Source organism: Heyndrickxia faecalis, assembly GCF_040267745.1.
GTDB classification, from domain to species: Bacteria; Bacillota; Bacilli; order Bacillales; family Bacillaceae_C; genus Weizmannia; species Weizmannia faecalis.
The window spans coordinates 531911-548632 of sequence record NZ_CP158453.1; the positions used below are offsets into that span (position 1 = coordinate 531911).

14 protein-coding genes and 1 riboswitch are annotated in these 16722 nt (G+C 46.6%); of the genes, 11 read left to right on the plus strand and 3 right to left on the minus strand.

All coding sequences use genetic code 11. From position 1 onward, the window contains the following. Window positions 1–5: 5 nt before the first annotated feature. The gene (ssuE, locus tag ABR335_RS02535) at window positions 6–545 is read left to right on the plus strand and encodes an NADPH-dependent FMN reductase (RefSeq protein ID WP_014096989.1); all 540 of its coding nucleotides are present in this window, start codon (window positions 6–8) and stop codon (window positions 543–545) included. Between the two features lie 88 nt (window positions 546–633). On the opposite strand, the gene ABR335_RS02540 is transcribed toward ssuE, so the two are convergent. After that, a complete protein-coding gene (locus ABR335_RS02540; protein ID WP_014096990.1) occupies window positions 634–813 on the minus strand; it encodes a YezD family protein in 180 nt (59 codons plus the stop codon). A 115-nt stretch (window positions 814–928) separates the two neighbouring features. Beyond that, window positions 929–1035, minus strand: a riboswitch (SAM riboswitch). A gap of 484 nt (window positions 1036–1519) precedes the next feature. On the opposite strand from ABR335_RS02540, the gene ABR335_RS02545 reads away from it, so the two are divergent. After that, window positions 1520–3061, plus strand: coding sequence for a bifunctional GNAT family N-acetyltransferase/carbon-nitrogen hydrolase family protein (locus tag ABR335_RS02545; protein ID WP_046721573.1), 1542 nt, complete (start codon window positions 1520–1522; stop codon window positions 3059–3061). A 126-nt stretch (window positions 3062–3187) separates the two neighbouring features. On the opposite strand, the gene ABR335_RS02550 is transcribed toward ABR335_RS02545, so the two are convergent. Together ABR335_RS02550 and ABR335_RS02555 are read right to left on the minus strand one after the other, a co-directional pair. Next, window positions 3188–4102, minus strand: a complete 915-nt coding sequence (locus tag ABR335_RS02550) for an AEC family transporter (RefSeq protein ID WP_350346485.1) — start codon at window positions 4100–4102, stop codon at window positions 3188–3190. 387 nt (window positions 4103–4489) lie between these two features. Further along, entirely contained in the window at window positions 4490–4771 is a 282-nt protein-coding gene (locus ABR335_RS02555) for a hypothetical protein (RefSeq protein WP_035189359.1), read from the minus strand. A 448-nt stretch (window positions 4772–5219) separates the two neighbouring features. Here ABR335_RS02555 and ABR335_RS02560 point away from each other — a divergent pair, with 448 nt between their 5' ends. The 9 genes from ABR335_RS02560 (at window position 5220) to ABR335_RS02600 (ending at window position 16676) form a co-directional block, all read left to right on the plus strand. After that, on the plus strand, window positions 5220–6635 hold the full coding sequence (locus ABR335_RS02560) for an ISLre2-like element ISBco6 family transposase (protein WP_350346486.1): 1416 nt from the start codon (window positions 5220–5222) through the stop codon (window positions 6633–6635). Between the two features lie 563 nt (window positions 6636–7198). Continuing rightward, the gene (locus ABR335_RS02565; RefSeq protein ID WP_350346487.1) at window positions 7199–7579 is read left to right on the plus strand and encodes a YidH family protein; all 381 of its coding nucleotides are present in this window, start codon (window positions 7199–7201) and stop codon (window positions 7577–7579) included. 283 nt (window positions 7580–7862) lie between these two features. Continuing rightward, on the plus strand, window positions 7863–8525 hold the full coding sequence (locus tag ABR335_RS02570; RefSeq protein ID WP_350346488.1) for a TerC family protein: 663 nt from the start codon (window positions 7863–7865) through the stop codon (window positions 8523–8525). A 415-nt stretch (window positions 8526–8940) separates the two neighbouring features. Further along, the gene (locus ABR335_RS02575; RefSeq protein ID WP_350346489.1) at window positions 8941–10323 is read left to right on the plus strand and encodes an aspartate aminotransferase family protein; all 1383 of its coding nucleotides are present in this window, start codon (window positions 8941–8943) and stop codon (window positions 10321–10323) included. 18 nt (window positions 10324–10341) lie between these two features. Continuing rightward, on the plus strand, window positions 10342–11451 hold the full coding sequence (locus ABR335_RS02580) for a C45 family peptidase (RefSeq protein ID WP_350346490.1): 1110 nt from the start codon (window positions 10342–10344) through the stop codon (window positions 11449–11451). Window positions 11452–11466: 15 nt separating this feature from the next. Next, a complete protein-coding gene (locus tag ABR335_RS02585; RefSeq protein ID WP_350346491.1) occupies window positions 11467–12165 on the plus strand; it encodes a GNAT family N-acetyltransferase in 699 nt (232 codons plus the stop codon). Window positions 12166–12393: 228 nt separating this feature from the next. After that, entirely contained in the window at window positions 12394–13821 is a 1428-nt protein-coding gene (locus tag ABR335_RS02590) for an NAD-dependent succinate-semialdehyde dehydrogenase (protein WP_350346492.1), read from the plus strand. Between the two features lie 118 nt (window positions 13822–13939). Beyond that, window positions 13940–15214, plus strand: a complete 1275-nt coding sequence (locus ABR335_RS02595; RefSeq protein ID WP_350346493.1) for an MFS transporter — start codon at window positions 13940–13942, stop codon at window positions 15212–15214. After that, a complete protein-coding gene (locus ABR335_RS02600; RefSeq protein WP_350346494.1) occupies window positions 15207–16676 on the plus strand; it encodes an amidase family protein in 1470 nt (489 codons plus the stop codon). The genes ABR335_RS02595 and ABR335_RS02600 overlap by 8 nt, the downstream gene beginning before the upstream one ends. The last annotated feature ends 46 nt before the right edge of the window (window positions 16677–16722 follow it).

Consider the following 16722-nt stretch of genomic DNA (forward strand, 5'->3'; position numbering starts at 1 on the left):
TTCATATGGCGGAAAAAGTGGTACTGCTGAACGGGAGCCCTTCTGCGTATACGAGATTAAATGGGATCCGTGATTATATCAGGGCCGGGTTAAGGGGGCACGGGTACGAACCGGAGCTCATCAATATTCGGGAACTTCCGGCCGGCGATTTAATGAATGCCCGGCAAAGCCCGCCCATCACCAGGGCATTAAGAAAAGTAGAAGAAGGCGATACGGTAATCATTTTGACACCGGTCTATAAAGCGTCTTATTCCGGATTGCTCAAGACATTTCTGGATCTTTTGCCGCAAAATGGCTTATCCGGCAAGCAGGTGCTGCCACTCGCCATGGGCGGTACATTCGGCCACTTGCTCGCGCTCGATTACGCCTTGAAACCGGTTTTGGCCTCACTCGGGACAACGTGCATAGAAAAAGGGGTGTTTATTCTCGACCAACAAGTGAAAAAAAGGGATGGACTCTATGAACTCGACCGGCAAGCAGCTGACCGCCTGAATGCTGCTTTAAAAACATTGTTTCCGCAAACTTCAATATCTTTGTACTCATAAACAAATCCGGCATTTGGACGATATCCAAATGCCGGCATTCGTGTCGTACGAAAAACGGGGAAAGCGATAACCGGAGTACCGGCGCCCGTCATCCCATCTTTTGGTTGGGAAGTGCCGCTTTTTTCTTTTCCAGTGCAAACCGGACTTTCTCGGTTGTTTCGATCTGTGTGATGTTCCCTTCATGGATCGAAATGACCACTGTTCCAAACTCCAGTTTTTGCAATGATTCCATAATGCGGGCGATTTTTGTTTCATCAATATGAGCCATTTTTCACTACCCCCAAAAATAAATTTCGTGTGTGCCTGGTGGTCCGGCCGGCAATTCGGATGATCCAAAAAAGAAAGGCCCCCTTCAAGAAAGTTAAGAAGAGGGCGCACTCCTTAACTTATCTTCCAAGCTTGACGCTTGCTGGAATTAGCACAGTATTCCCAAAAAGAATCTGTTGCTGAGGTTTCCTCGGGCCAGTCCCTCCCCCTCTCTTGATAAGTTGTATAGCAAGAAAATAATTTGTTAAAACTATGATAAATAATATTATTCCGATTTGTCAACTTATATTTTCAACATTTCGGTTTACTCGAAGGGCAGGTAAGTGAAAAAATGGGAAGACACTCCATCATCTCATTGTACACGGTGAAATGAACATCTAGAGAGAGGTATTCCAATTGCTGGATGATGAAAGGATACATAGGGATTGCTGAACGAATCCGATTCTGAGTTTGTACCCAATTTGTCTGCAGCTCTCTCAAAGGAAAATGGGCGATTTTTTCTTCTCCATATGTTGAATCGGCTTTCGAGTGCAAGCTTTTCCCTGGATTTGTTGTAAAATCCTTTTAATAGGTGCGGAAAGCTGTCAGCAGCCTTGCTAAATCTAGGAATATTACTGACTTAGCAAGCCCTACATAGAGTTTTTTTGAGCAAAACCGTTCCGGATAGGGTATGATAAAAAGAAAAAGTGTGTTAAGGGTGTGAGATTGTGCCAGAGACAGATGTATCCAAGTTTGAGAAGAAAATCGAGGTGCGGAACATCCGGTTCGAAGACATTGATGATATTATGGCATTGTCGAAAAAATGTTTTCCGGGGATGGAGCCGTGGAAACGCGAGCAGCTCGAGAGCCATATCCGGATTTTTCCGGAAGGGCAGTTTTGCGTGGAATACGAAGGGAAAGTTGTCGGTTCCTGCTCCAGCTTAATTGTCAATTTCGATGAATACGAGGATCAGCATACATGGGATACGATCACCGCGAACGGCTATATTACCAACCATAATCCGCACGGGCTCAACCTGTACGGCATTGAAGTGATGATCGACCCGGAATACCGGCGCATGAAGTTCGGGCATCGATTGTATGAGGCACGGAAAGAGCTTTGCCGGAAAATGAACCTTCAAAGCATCATCATTGGCGGCCGGATTCCGAATTACAGCAAATATAAAGACAAAATGACCCCGCGCGAATACGTGGAAGAGGTTGAGATGCACAATATATATGACCCGGTTCTTTCCTTCCAGCTGCTTGAAGGGTTCCAGATTATGCGGATCAACAGGCAGTATTTGCCGGATGATACAGCATCCGCTTCATTTGCAACGCTTATGGAATGGCATAACGTTGATTATTTGCCGAAGTCCCGCCGTGTCTATCATGCTTCGTTCCCGGTTAGGATTACAGCAATCCAATATATGATGAAAAAAATTGATTCCTTCGATGATTTTGTCAGACAGGTGGAATATTATGTCGATGTGGCAGCGGATTTCGGTTCTGATTTTGCCGTTTTTCCGGAAATTTTCACCACGCAGCTGATGTCCTACCTGGAGGAAAAGCGTCCTGACCAGGCAGTGCGCCGGCTTTCCGAGTACACAGACCAATATATTGAACTGTTTACAGAGCTTGCCGTGCGCTACAATGTCAACATTATCGGCGGGTCCCATTTTGTGGAAGAAGACGGGGGCATTTACAATGTCGCCTTTTTGTTCCGGCGCGACGGGACGATCGAAAGGCAGACCAAACTCCATATTACGCCAAATGAGCGGAAATGGTGGGGGATCGCGGAAGGAAACGAACTCAATGTATTTGATACGGATTGCGGGAAAATTGCGATTCTGATTTGCTATGATATCGAGTTTCCGGAGCTGGCCCGTGTCGCTGTCGACTACGGCGCGAACATTATTTTTGTCCCGTTTTGCACGGACGACCGCCAAGCCTATTTGCGCGTCCGCTACTGTGCGCAGGCGCGGGCCATTGAAAACCAGGTGTACACCTGTATTGCGGGAACAGTCGGAAACCTGACCCACGTGGAAAACATGGATATCCAGTATGCCCAGTCCGGCATTTTTTCCCCCTCCGATTTTGGTTTTGCCCGCGACGGCATTGTCGGGGAATGCGATCCCAATGTCGATACCGTCGTTGTCGGCGATGTCGATCTTGAGAAACTGCGCCGCAACCGCAACAGCGGCTCCGTCCGGCAACTGGCCGACCGGAGAAGAGATTTGTATCAGATTAAAATCAACAGCAGGGCCTGATCGTATACGGACTGGCTGCAAGATCGGCCGGTCAGCCGCCAAGTGCCTGAACGGCTGCTTGGAAAACCCGGATATCGTATCAAAAAACCGCTTAGAGGATGGGAGCTCTAAGCGGTTTTTCATGATTCAGGCGATCTTCAGCACGGCCATCAGACTGGTCATCAGCACAATGCTGATCAAAATGGACAAAGAGTTCAACGTGCTGGACATGGCGACATTGCCGCCGCATTTCTGGGTAAATGCCGTGCAGACGGCGGAAATCGGCGCAAACGCGATAATCACGAGCACGAGCCGGACCTCAAGCGGCAGCGGTAGCAAGAAATAAAAGAATACTGCAAACAGGATGGCCATTCCGTAACGGATGATGACGGCTTTTAAGATGCCTGCAACCTGGCTTTTTTCGAGCCGGAGTTCAAAACCGATTCCGATCATCAGCATGGCCAGAAAGCCGTTTGCCTGCCCGACGATTCCGGTAAATGCAGTCACGCCTGCCGGCAATGTAATATGTAAAAGCGACAGCACGAGCATGATCAGATAGGTATCCATCGGTATGGATGAAAACATTTTTTTTAGGTAAGATGCCGCATTTGTTCTTTCATTGTTGGCAACGGCGGAAGCGATCGAATAGGTGCCGCCCGTGCATAAAACCGAATTGCCGGCATCGAACAGGCAGGTTGCCACTACGCCAACGGGCCCCAGGAAATTTTGTACATAGGGGAGTGTAAAACAGCCAATATTATAACCGGAATAATTGATCATGTTAAAGGCTTTTTCCGTATGGGTACGGCGCCAGGAAACGATATAGCCGGTTGCAATCATTACCAGATTGCAAATGACGCCGACTGCGACAAGCATTAGCAGCGAAGTTTCAAGGGAGAGCTTTTCAAAATTTGTAATCACGGCGCATGGCAATGTAATGTTCAAAACCATGCGGGAAACCAGCTGAAAATCATTCGGCTTAAAAAATCCGATCCGCTTCAAAATGTAGCCGAGCACAATGATCAAAATAAACGAAGCGGCTTTTGTCAACACAACACCCACATTTTTCCCAGCTTTCTTTTTGATCTAATTTCATTAAAAAACAATGAGAAAGAAACGGCAAGAAAAATTTTTGGCAACAACTTTTTTTCAGGTAATGTGCCGGTTCTTTTTTCTTCCACTTAAAATAAGGATGGAAAAGGACTCTTGGATATAAGGCATGGGAGCGGGTGATTGAAAAGGATTTGTAAATTCAATTTGTGAACACTATATAAAGTGTTGATCTTGCATGGCTATTGTGATCCCGGCAACGCATATAAAAAGTCCTCTTTGGCGATGTGAAGGATCTCGAAACGGGGATCCGGACCAAACCAAGAGGACCATTTTTTGAGAATCTTTTTGTAAGAAGAGGGACTTGCGGCTATTCATGTGAGCAGAAAAACGGGAAATTTACTTTTTTAAGAATTCAACATCTGCCCTTGTGTCAAGCAAATCACGATTGAGGATATCCAGTTTTTTGTCAATTTTTCTGACCTGTTCTTTAATTTCTTTTTGGCCTTCTTCTAAAGACGCCGTTCTCGTTTCCAGCGCCTCCATTCTGCTTTCCAACGCCCCCATTCTGCTTTCCAGCGCACTCATCCGTTCGGACAGATTTTTTTCCACGGATTTGATTTGGTCCGATAGTTCACGGATGGCCTGCAAAATCACATTCTGGTCAATTCCTTTATCCACTTTTTCACCTCCCTCATACGACAAATTATACGATATTTTTTGCCATGGGTCTATGGAAAACAAATGCCTGGAAAAATCGGTTTCAGGCTGCTACGGCGCATCGTATGAATAGTACTCTGGTATTGAAGACGCATGCGATACAAAAATAAATAAACTTCTCATGTCCATATTCTCTGTAATTTTCAATGGCAGGCTGTTTCGGCGGGGGTGAGTTTCAACCAACGAAAATGAAGAAATTGAGTGATCGTTTTCGAAAAAACAATTTTCTCATCGAATTTTCTAAAGATGAATTCACACGTATCAGAAGAAAGAGAACCTCCATCATTTGATAAATTATTGTATGTGTAAAATTTTACTCGACGGGGCAGATGAGTGGAAAAAAATGGGAAGACGCTCTATCATCTAATTGTACACTTCAAGATGAACATCTAGAGAGAGAGGTCTTCCCATGGATATTATATCAATAATTGCTGGATTATTAAAGGATACAAAGAGTCTTATCGAATTTGAAGAACAGCTTAAACTTCTGATGCAGAAGGCTTTTACACAATGGGTTGGGGAAATATTTGAAGAGTTAGATAAAACAATTAAACAGGAGAAGTTAGAGGAGGGCTGGGTGTACTGCCGGAGTGATAACAGAAGCGTTCAGTTTCTATTTGGAAGTGTGACTTTTAAACGTTCATTAATGCGTGATAAGAGAGGGAACTCACATTATCCTCTGGATGAATGGTTAGGGCTGGTACCACACCAACGATACAGCCCGTTAGTGGAATTAAAGGTGGCAGAGTTGGCAAGTGAGAACACCTATCGGGAAGTAGCTGATATTTTAAAAGAGTGGACAGCAGTGAGTCTTAGTCACACAACTGTAGGGAACATGGTAAAACACGTAGGGAAAACTCAGGCGGAAGCCGATAAGGCACTTGTAGAAGAGCTAGAAATAGCTGTTTCCCTGCCTGAGGGGAAGAAGGTAGACTACCTGTTTTCTGAAGCAGATGGTGTATTCGTTCGGGGACTAAAAAAGAAACAGAGTATGGAAGTCCACCATGCCATTCTCTATGAAGGTTGGGAAACCAATGGTAAAAGGGTCTCCCTGCGTCAGCCCACAGTCATCATGACAACGGAAGCCATCCAGACATTTTGGGATGAAGTCCAAGCCACAGCTGCCAACACCTACTCCCTCGAAAAAACGCATGTCATTACAAACAGTGATGGAGGTGCGGGATACACGGCTGAACGGTTTCAAACAGCTTTCTCACAGTCGGAATTTCCGGTGCTCAACCAGCTGGATACCTACCACGTTGCACAAGCCATCATAAGGACATTTGGGGGCGGAAAGAGCGAGATCAAGGAGCAAATTAGAAAAGCGATTAGAATGCATGACCTGGACCAATTCACGTTATATTTGGATACGCACGAAAGCACCTTGACGGATAAAAAGGCTCTCAAGAAAATCAAGGAATTCCGTTCGTATATCTTGAAAAACTGGGACCGCATTTTTGACTGGAGAGACAGGGTGAAAAACGTGCCGGAAGGTGCGAGAGGCCTAGGAGCGATGGAATCGAATCAAAGGCATATCTCCTTCAGGATGAAAAAAAGGGGCATGCATTGGAGTGAACTTGGCGCAGAAGCCATGGTGAAAATCAAACAAGGCATACTCAATGGGACATTGAGAGAAGCCTATCTGAAACATCGTTCAAGAAGCGAGAGAAAGCAACGGAACTTGAAACAATCCATCAGGATGTCTCAACTACTCAAGCAGCCTGTACGCCCGTCAGTGGGCGTAAAGCACGGATCAGTTGCCCTGCATTCAAGCAGTTCATCGGCAATGGGACATTTAAGCAAAATATTAGAGCTTTCGTTTTAAGCCTGGCTCAGTGGGGACTGATCGTTGAGGCGCGCGAAATTTACGAGACTCCTGCGGGAAAAGCGAGCCAGGAGAGACCCCGCAGCGAGGTACGAGCGAGGAGGCTCACCGGTCGCCCGCGGAAAGCGAGTGAATTTCGCGCGCCTCAACATCCCCGTTATCCATCTTTATACGGAAATATTACATCTTTTCCGAAAATTACACCGAGCAAGTAAAGCACGGTAGCCGAAAGTGTACAAAAAGAGTGTCTTGGAATACCCGATATTTAAACCTTGTCGAGAAAAACTTGACACATACTAAATTATTTTGACGATTGAAATTTAGCGTTATTTGTGGTAAAGTAGCCAAATATAAGAATCCTTTCTGATGGTTATTTCGTGGATGTTTTAACCTTATCAGAAATGGATTCTTTTTGTATTTATTTGATACATGGCCAGTTTAGCTGAATACCTTGATAGATATGGGATGTGGTGTTACCAAGGAAATTCTGTGAATCATTCCAGGAAAAACCATTACAATTAAAAAGCATACGTATTTTTACACAGATTGGAGTTGCAGAGTCTATGGAGAACCAAAAAAAGACGGTGCAGGGCAGTGTGAGGTTTGCCCAGCAGCACCTGGCAAATGAGAGGACATTTCTTGCATGGATCCGCACAGCCATTTCCATTATTGGGGTTGGTTTTTTAACGACTTCCTTGCACTTCACCATAAGGATCGCCTCCAGTCCATATATTAATACACTCGCCATCCTTTTGGGCATTTTCGCATGTGTGATCGGATTTATCACTGGAATTACGGCGGCGTTGCAGTACGCAAGGAAAAAAAGAGAGATCGAGAAGGGTATTTTTGTTCCGGCAAATTTTTCTGTTCATTTTCTTACCATTATCTTCACTGTACTCATTTTTATGATTTTTGTGTACCTCATGTCTTTGCTGGTTATGTAATGTTGTTGTTCTGAGTATAATTCATGGTGGGTCCTCCTTGGATGTCAATTGCTTCGAAGCTTTGGACACCTTGAACCATATCAGCGGGGTTTTTTGTGCAAACCTCAAATTTCTTTCATTACAGGAATGCTCTACTTGATTTCTTTGGTACCTTTTTCAATCAGAAAAATCTTTGCTCGTCTGTTTTTGCTTCTGTCCAAATATATTAATAGGGGGACCGGTATGCGATGCTGTTTTCTCCGTTCCCGAAATGGATTGGCAAAGGCAGGGGTGACGTGTTTTTGTGATTTTAAAAATTTATTTGCTCAACCTGATTAGTGATCTGGATAATCTTCTTATTATTACAACGGTGGTTCGAAAGTATGGTTACGAGCCAAAACAGCTGTTTTTTTATATCGTTGTATGTCTAACGGTCAGTCGTACGATTTATGTTGCGATGATCCAGTATTTAACAGGGATCCCGGGATTTCGAGTGCTCGCAGGCATGATTCTCCTCTACATCGCTTTCCGTTTTGTGAGCTCCATCCAGCCTGATTCCGAGGCAAGGCCCGTTCCAAGCATCCCGGCCGCCAAAATGCTATTGATTGTGCTTGCTGCTGATATGCTCGTCTGTATGGACAGCGTTTTGATCACGTCCGGCATCTCCGCCAATTTGCTGTCCACGATGGCTGGCATAGCCTTAAGCTTAACGACCGTACTCGCTTTCTTCGAGTTTTTTTCTGAAATACTGGACAAAATTTCATGGGTGCAGATTGTTGCCGGCGGTTTGATTGCACATGTTGCAATCACCGGCATCTTTAAAGATCCGGTAATGAAATACCCTGTGAGCTTACTGGAAAAAGTTTGGGGATTTCAATTGCACGAATGGATCAATTTCATTGCGCTGGATACCGCCATCTTTCTGATATTAATCGGGTTCATGATTAAGGCAAGAAATAGGGCCTGATTAGTTTTCCGAAAGCGGGCCGTGCTGGGATGCGCGAACGTCCGGACCGGCAGCACAGGTTAAAAACAGTCCGCTTCCGGCAGCAAACAGCCCGGTGCGTTTGCAGCTATATACTGAATTGGAGTCCCGTAAGCCGGGCAAATCTTAGAGTGTCATATAACAATGAAAAGCCCCCTGGTTCGTGGGAAAGATCCCGCTCACGAACCAGGGGGGTTGTTTTGTTGCGGGGATTTTTACAAATAAGCCTTCTTGTGGTGTTTCCCTTAGAGGGGAAATCTGTTCAAAATAATAACAATTTTACAAAACGTAAAGAATCCTGTTGAATCATTTGACATTTTGGCTAATGCGCTCCGGATCAAAACAAGTTAATATGAATTTATATAAATTAGAAAATTCATTAAAAGGGGCAATCGGAATGGTTGATAACTTTCCTTCCACTGAAATGATGGTGGATGAACTGAAGGAATGGGACAAAAAATATTTTATTCACCCGACAACCTCCCCCAAGGTCCACGCAAAAGAGGGGCCGCCGATTATTTTTAAAGAAGGCAAAGGGGTCAAAGTTCAAGATATATATGGAAATGAATACATTGATGGTGTTTCGATGCTTTGGAACGTCAACCTGGGGCATGGACAGAAAGAATTGGCGGAAGCGGCGAAAGCACAAATGGCCAAAATCGGATACAGTTCTTCTTTCATCGGGTATTCGAATGAACCTGCCATTCGTCTCGCGGAAAAACTGGCCTCCATGGCGCCGGGTGACCTGGAGGCGGTTTTTTACACCTCAGGCGGATCCGAGTCCAATGATACAGCTATCAAGTTTGCGCGCTTTTACTGGGAACTTGAAGGCATGCCGGAGAAAAGAAAAATCATTGCGCTGGAAAATGCTTACCATGGCGTGACCATCGCGGCGCAAACTGCCACGGGTGTGCCAAACTTCCATGCTTTTTCAAACTCTCATATTCCGGAAGTGCTCCACGCAAAAGCACATTTAACCCGATGCGAACAAGGCGACCGGTCCGATCCGCAATATGAAGGCTGTATCCGCGATATTGTTGAAAAGGAAGGTGCAGAAACGATTGCGGCTGTCATCCTAGAGCCTGTGCAAGGATCAGGAGGGGTATATATTCCGCCGGATGGCTATTTGCAGGCAGTCAGGGCACTTTGTGATGAATATGGCATTTTGCTCATTGCAGATGAAGTCATTTGCGGCTTCGGCCGTACCGGGGAAATGTTCGGCGTGGACCAATGGGAAACCGTTCCCGACCTCATGTGCTTTGCTAAAGGCGTTACGAGCGGTTATGCACAACTCGGGGGCGTGCTTGTTAGCCGGAAAATCCGTGATGCATTTGTACATCAGGATGGCTTCCTAAGCCACGGCTTTACATACAGCGGCCACCCTGTAGCCTGCGCAGTGGCGTTAAAAAATCTGGAAATTTTAGAAAGGGACAATGTCATTGCCAATGTCCGAGCAATGGAAACAGAACTGAAAGCAGGATATGCATTTTTGGAAAACACGCATCCAACTGTTGCGAAAACAAGGGCCATCGGGTTGCTGTCCGCTTTTGAATTATACGAAGACCGGGAAGCGGGAAAGCGGTTTGATCCGTCTGTTCAGGCAGCCGGCAAAGTATACGAAGCGTGTTTCAAAAGAAAATTGCTGCTCCGCACATTGCGGGCCGGTGAAGGGGAGAACATCCTTGCCATTGCGCCCCCGCTTGTGATCAACAAAAACGAGATGGAAGACATTTTTTCCATTTTGGATGAAGCGCTGACCGATTTTGAAAAATCTCTTTAACGGAAAGGAGGTGAAAGATTGGTAGAAAAGATCATACTCCGCGGCTCGCCGGAAGAAATCGGCAGGCAGCACGGAAAGCTTGGAAAAAACGAGGTGCTCAAAAGCCTTGAAACGTATGAAAGGCTCTTTTACGGTTACCAGCAATACAGCTGGAAAGAAGCCAGGGAAGAGGCACTGAAACATGTAAAAGCCATTTGGAATCATGATCCCGATCTGATCGAAGAGATGCAGGGGGTTGCAAAGGGAGCAGGGATTGACTTTGAAGATGTACTCGCGCTCAATGCCCGCAGTGAAATTGCCCTCGGAAATTATAAAGCAGGCCGCCATCCACCGGTTGATGGCTGTACGGCGATCGCGACTTTTCCACCCGCCGGATGTGATACGATCATCGGCCAGAACTGGGATTGGAAAGGATGCCAAAAAGACAGCCTGCTTTTACTGGAGATCCATCATCCCGGAAAACCAGTGATCACAATGGTGACAGAAGGCGGAATCATCGGCAAGATCGGTTACAACTCGGCAGGATTGGGCGTTTGTTTCAATGCATTGATTACCAATCGGAAAACGGACCAATTGCCCGTTCATCTGGTATTGAGAGAAATTTTAAATTCACGGACACTGCCTGAAGCCATTGCAAACATCAAAGACGGAAAAATCGCAGCGACCGCAAGCTTTATCATCGGAAAAGCAGACCAGGACGGAAAAGGGATGGCCGTCAATGTGGAAGCTTCCCCCTTTGGTCTTGATTTTCTCGAGGACGGGAACGGTATATTGGTGCATACCAACCATATCATCTCTGACTCTGTCAAAAAAGGCGTGGAAGACCGGAATGAGTTTAAATGGGAAGATTCCGTGCTGCGGATGAAACGGGCGCAGCAGTTGATAAACGTGCAGTTGCGCTCCGGCGGGAAGATCGATGAAGGCACCTATATGGCTTGGTTGTCCGACACCTTGAATGCTCCGAATGCGATCAATCATTTTGAAAATCAATCAGCCCCTGAACATAGAAGAATGGAAACGGTTTTCTCCATCATCATGAATCTCTCACAAAGGAAAGCCTTTTTATGCATTGGGAAACCGTCAGAAAACCGCTATACAGAAATGGGCGAAATCGTGCGCCAACAATAAGGGAGAGGACGTTTGATGTCTGACGTTGACTTTACAAAGGAAACAGGCCGTGTGGTCATTCGCAATGTGCAGCAAAATGATCTTGACGAAATCGTGGAAGTTGCCAAAGCGGCGTATGAATATCCGGAGATTGCGTTCAGCCGCAAGCAATATGAAAGCCAAATGAAGATTTTTCCGGAAGGGCAGCTTTGTGCCGAGTACAACGGCAAAATGATCGGTTCATGCGCAAGCCTGATTGTGAAAAATGAAGACTACGCCCGCCAGCATACACTCGATGAAATCAGCGGGAATGGTTTTCTTACCACGCATAATCCGGATGGCAAGCATTTATACGGCATTGATGTTGTTGTCCATCCGGCATTCCGGCAAATGAAAGTCGGGCGGCGTTTATACGACGAAAGAAAAAAACTGTGCAAACAGCTGAATTTAAAAAGCATTGTATTCGGCGGGAGGATACCGAACTATTACCGGTATGCCGATCAATTCACGCCAGACGCGTATGTGCGGGAAGTGGAGAAGCAGCATCTTTACGATCCCGTGCTGACATTTCAGCTCAAAAATGGCTTTAAGATACGGGGCGTGCTTTCCAATTATTTAAAGTATGACATGGCCTCATTGAAATACGCCGTTTTAATGGAATGGGAGAATCCGGATTATGAACCGGCAGAAAAGCGGCATGGCCGGCACAGCCAAGCATCGCTTTTTGCAAAATAAGCATCCATGCTGGGACGGACGCTGCACCAGCGGAGGATTGAAATTGAGCCAAATGGGTGCCCGACAAACCATTGCGCCGGCTGCGAATTTTTGCTACCAAAGGCGCCGGTGAACCAGTTGCAAATGTCTTACGAATAAAGGGATGGAAGTGAAGGATAAAACGCGGCTGGCATGGTTGCGGAATCCAATTCTAACTTGCCAAGCAGCTCAAAACGAGGAGGTGTCATGATGCTCTATATTAATGGCGAATGGAGAAAGGCAAGGTCCGGCAAAGAAGCAGAAGTGAGAAATCCGGCAACCGGCGAACGCATCGGCCGTGTTGCCTGGTGCGGGAAACAGGAAACCGAAGAAGCCATCCAATCTGCCGATACTGCTTTCCAAAAATGGAAAAGAGTGCCGGCCGGAAAGCGGAGCGCCTATTTGCTGAAAGCAGCTTCCATTATGAAAGAAAAGGCAGAAGAACTGGCTGAAACGATTACAACAGAAATGGGCAAACCGATTTCCGAAGCGAGGCGGGAGATCCAGACGGCAACCGGTTATTTGGAATGGTTTGCAGAAGAAGCAAAGCGGGTTTACGGCGATACTGTGCCGGCTTCCCAAAACGACAAACAGTTAATGGTATTAAAGGAGCCGGTGGGGGTCACGGCTGCCATCACGCCATGGAATTTCCCAATGTCTATGGTAACGAGAAAAATTGCCCCTGCGATTGCCGCCGGCTGTACGGTGGTCTTGAAACCAGCACCTGTTACCCCATTGTCTGCGATTCGGGTATTTGAATGTTTGCACGAAGCCGGTCTGCCAAAAGGCGTGGCCAACCTTGTCATCGGCCCGGCGGAAGAAATTGGACCCGTGCTGACGAAAAGCCCAGTTGTCCGCAAACTGACATTTACCGGCTCCACCGCTGTCGGGAAAAAGCTGATTCGTGACAGCGCCGATACGGTTAAAAAAGTGTCCATGGAACTGGGCGGGCATGCCCCCTTTATCGTTTTTGCCGACGCAGACCTGGAACGGGCTGTCCAGGGGGCAATCGATGCAAAATTTGTAAACAACGGGCAAACGTGCATATGTGTCAACCGCATTTATGTAGAAGAAAAAGTTGCAGACGAATTTGGCAGGATGCTTGCGGCTAAAGCCTCCGCTTTAAAAATCGGCAATGGGTTGAACGAAGATACTGAGCTCGGGCCCTTGATCCATCATTTTGCATTTGAAAAAGTGCAGGCCCATGTCCGGGATGCGATCGAAAAGAATGGGGTAATTCTCTGCGGCGGAAAGCCTTATAAAGCGGAAGGATTGGAAGGCTTTTTCTATGAACCGACCGTGATCCATCATGCAAATGAAGAGATGAAAATCGCCACGGAAGAAACGTTCGGCCCTGTAGTGCCCATCTTTTCTTTTCAGGATGAGCAGGAAGTGATTGAAAAAGCGAACCGTACGCGATACGGCCTTGCTGCTTACTGCTATACAAACGACCTGGGCAGAGGGCTTCGCATGATGAACGAACTGGAATACGGCATTGTTGGAATCAATGATGCCGCTCCTGTAACCGTTCAGGGTCCGTTTGGGGGATATAAGGAAAGCGGCATTGGCCGGGAAGGAGGGAAGTCCGGCATCCTCGAATACTTGGAAGAAAAGTATGTTTCCATCCGGATGATGTAAAGGGAGGGATCAAATTACCACAAAAATAAAACGCTTACAATACGCTGCTGGAAGATGATGGCCGTAGCAAATGAATGGGATTGTCCCACAATTTACCATAAAACATTGGAGGGTTACAATGAAAAAACCATTTGGACTCAGAGATGATGTGACGGTTCGTTCCATTGCAGAAAAAAGTAATGCCTATTTTTTCTTAATTGTGTTCATTGCGGTCCTGCCGGCATTCCTGGAAGGATTTGACGGGAATTTGTTTGGTTTTGCGTCACCCTATATTGTTGAAAATGCCCATGCGTCTGTCGCTTCACTAGGACTTTTGATTACCGGAAGTGCCATTGGTCTGACATTGTTCAGCCTTGCCGGCGGATTTCTGTTCGATAAATTTTCCGTGAAAAATACCATTTTAATATCCGTTTCCATCTTCTCTGTGTTTACATTTTTAAGTGGTTTTTCACATAATTTGACGATGCTGATGATTGCAAGAATTTTGGATGGAATTGGGGTTGGCATGTTTCAACCGGCAATCGTCGCCTTTTTAGGGGACATTTTCCCGGAAAAGCGCGGGAAAGCAACGGCAGCTTTTGCCATTTCCTACGGGGCGGGCATATTTATTGCTCCGTATGTCGTTTCCCCGTTCCTGCCAAACATCACTATTCCCTTTGCCATTGTTGGGATATTATCTGCTTTATCGGTACTCGGTTGTTATTTATTTATTCCAAAAACCTATAAAAGACTGGAAAAGCAAAAGGTTGAATTTAAAGGCGTATTAAACCGGAATGTCAACCTCATTTCGCTGTCAACCCTGTTTTACGGTGTGGCCCAGTTTGCGTTTATCGGCTTCATTTCACAATATTTACTCAAGGTGTTACACCTTCCGCCGGGACAGGCAGCTATGATTTCCTCCATCTATGGCATTTCCGGTTTAATTTGTTCAATGCCGCTTGGGATGCTGGCTGACAGGATTGGAAGAAAACATGTATTCAGGCTTACCGCCTTGCTTCTTTTCATCGGGGGTGCAGGCATTTTCAGTGTAGGGAGCCATGTGCTGGCGCTCAGTATATTGATGTTTGTGTTTGGCGCAGGTAGTTATTTCCCGGGCATTGCCTCCGCAATAGGGCAAGATTCTGTCAAAGAACATGTCACCGGCACGGTAACCGGATATATTTTCTTCATTTTTGGCATCGGCCAGATTTTCGGCGGGCCCCTGTTTTCTTTCCTGCTGCCGCTCGGTTTTATGAAAGCCGGTTTGATTGCGCTCGGCGTGCCAAGCCTGTTGTGCTTTTTACTCACGCTCTTCACAAACAGCGGGATGCAAAGAGCTTTGCAGACTGAAAAAGACAGTCTTGATTACAATTCATTGACAAATACCCAGATTGGAGTGGAAAAAATTGATTAATCCGAAAGCATTATCATCCGGTTTTGAATTAAGCCAAAAAAATACAGATGAACTATGGCGCTGGTCGGCTGCTGAACTAGCGTATGCCATCCGGACAAAAGAGATTTCCTCGCGTGAAGCGGTCATGAGCTGTCTTAAAAGAATTGAAGAAGTCAACCCAAAAGTCAATGCGTTAGTAGAAGTGCTGGCTGAAGGTGCGCTTCGGGCGGCGGATGCTTCGGACCGGTCCGTATTAAAAGGGGAAGAGCTCGGCCCGCTTCACGGGGTGCCGGTTGCGACCAAAATCAATACCGATCAGGCAGGCCATGTCACGACAGACGGTGTCGTTGCCTTTCAACATAACGTGGCGACAGACGACAGCCCCCCGGTCGCCCACTTACGCAAAGCAGGTGCTGTTTTCGTTGGAAGGAGCAATGTCCCTTCGTTCAGCCTGAGGTGGGTTTCCAATAATGACTTGCATGGCAGCACATTAAATCCGTGGGATCCCACCCGGACACCCGGCGGTTCAAGTGGCGGGGCAGCATCGGCGGTGGCATGCGGGATGGCGCCGATCGCACAGGGGAACGATATCGGCGGCTCGATCCGGTATCCGGCATATGCATGCGGCATTACAGGTATCCGGCCTACGATCGGGCGGGTTGCAACCAGTGCCGACCTTCCAAATGGAGATCCGCCCTTATCTCTCCAAATGAAAGTAACAGAAGGACCGCTGGCACGGAATGTTGCCGATTTAAGATTGGCGCTTTCTGTGATGTCGGCATACGATCCGCGCGATCCGGTTCACGCGAATGTTCCGTTAATCGGCGAACCGCTCAAAAAACCGATCCGTGTCGGGCTGCTCCGCGATCCAGGCGTGGTAAAACCGGATCCGGCAGTCAATCAGGCTTTGAACGAGGCGGCTGCGTATTTAAATGACGCCGGCTATGTGGTAGAAGAAGTAGATTTGCCTTTGTTTGCCGAAGCTTATAAACTCTGGTACCTGCTCGTGCTAGAAGACTTGACCGATCTCTGGCCGGCTATTAAACAATTTGGGGATGAAGGGGCAAGGTTAAATCTGCAATATAATTACGAGGTTTCGAGACAATGGTGGGGAGAAGTCACACTTGAAAAATACCGAACAGGATATGCGCGGAGAGGGACGCTGATTATTGCATTACAGAAATTTATGGAACAATATCCGATCCTGCTCCTTCCTGTTTCGGCAGAGCAGGCGTTCAAACAAAATGAAGATATTGAAAGTGTCGACAGCAACGCGCGGCTCATGGCGGCGCAGTGGCCGATGATGTCCATTGCTTTACTCGGCTTTCCGGCCATCTCAGTCCCGACATCTGTAAGCGGCGGGTTGCCGGCCGGGGTTCAAATTGTTGGAAGGCGGTTCCGGGAAGACACGATTTTAGATGCTGCAGAAATCATTGAATCTCGGGCAAATATCCAAGTGCCAATCGACCCGCTCTTTCATTGATCCTTGTTTTTTTATCGTGATTTTCTATAGGCAGCTGAAAGAAGGG

Excerpts from the sequence above, each read along its gene's own strand:
- ssuE (WP_014096989.1), top strand. The coding sequence starts at position 6 with ATGGCGGAAAAAGTGGTACTGCTGAACGGGAGCCCTTCTGCGTATACG.
- ABR335_RS02540 (WP_014096990.1), bottom strand. The coding sequence starts at position 813 with ATGGCTCATATTGATGAAACAAAAATCGCCCGCATTATGGAATCATTG.
- ABR335_RS02560 (WP_350346486.1), top strand. The coding sequence starts at position 5,220 with ATGGATATTATATCAATAATTGCTGGATTATTAAAGGATACAAAGAGT.
- ABR335_RS02565 (WP_350346487.1), top strand. The coding sequence starts at position 7,199 with ATGGAGAACCAAAAAAAGACGGTGCAGGGCAGTGTGAGGTTTGCCCAG.
- ABR335_RS02575 (WP_350346489.1), top strand. The coding sequence starts at position 8,941 with ATGGTTGATAACTTTCCTTCCACTGAAATGATGGTGGATGAACTGAAG.
- ABR335_RS02585 (WP_350346491.1), top strand. The coding sequence starts at position 11,467 with ATGTCTGACGTTGACTTTACAAAGGAAACAGGCCGTGTGGTCATTCGC.
- ABR335_RS02590 (WP_350346492.1), top strand. The coding sequence starts at position 12,394 with ATGCTCTATATTAATGGCGAATGGAGAAAGGCAAGGTCCGGCAAAGAA.
- ABR335_RS02595 (WP_350346493.1), top strand. The coding sequence starts at position 13,940 with ATGAAAAAACCATTTGGACTCAGAGATGATGTGACGGTTCGTTCCATT.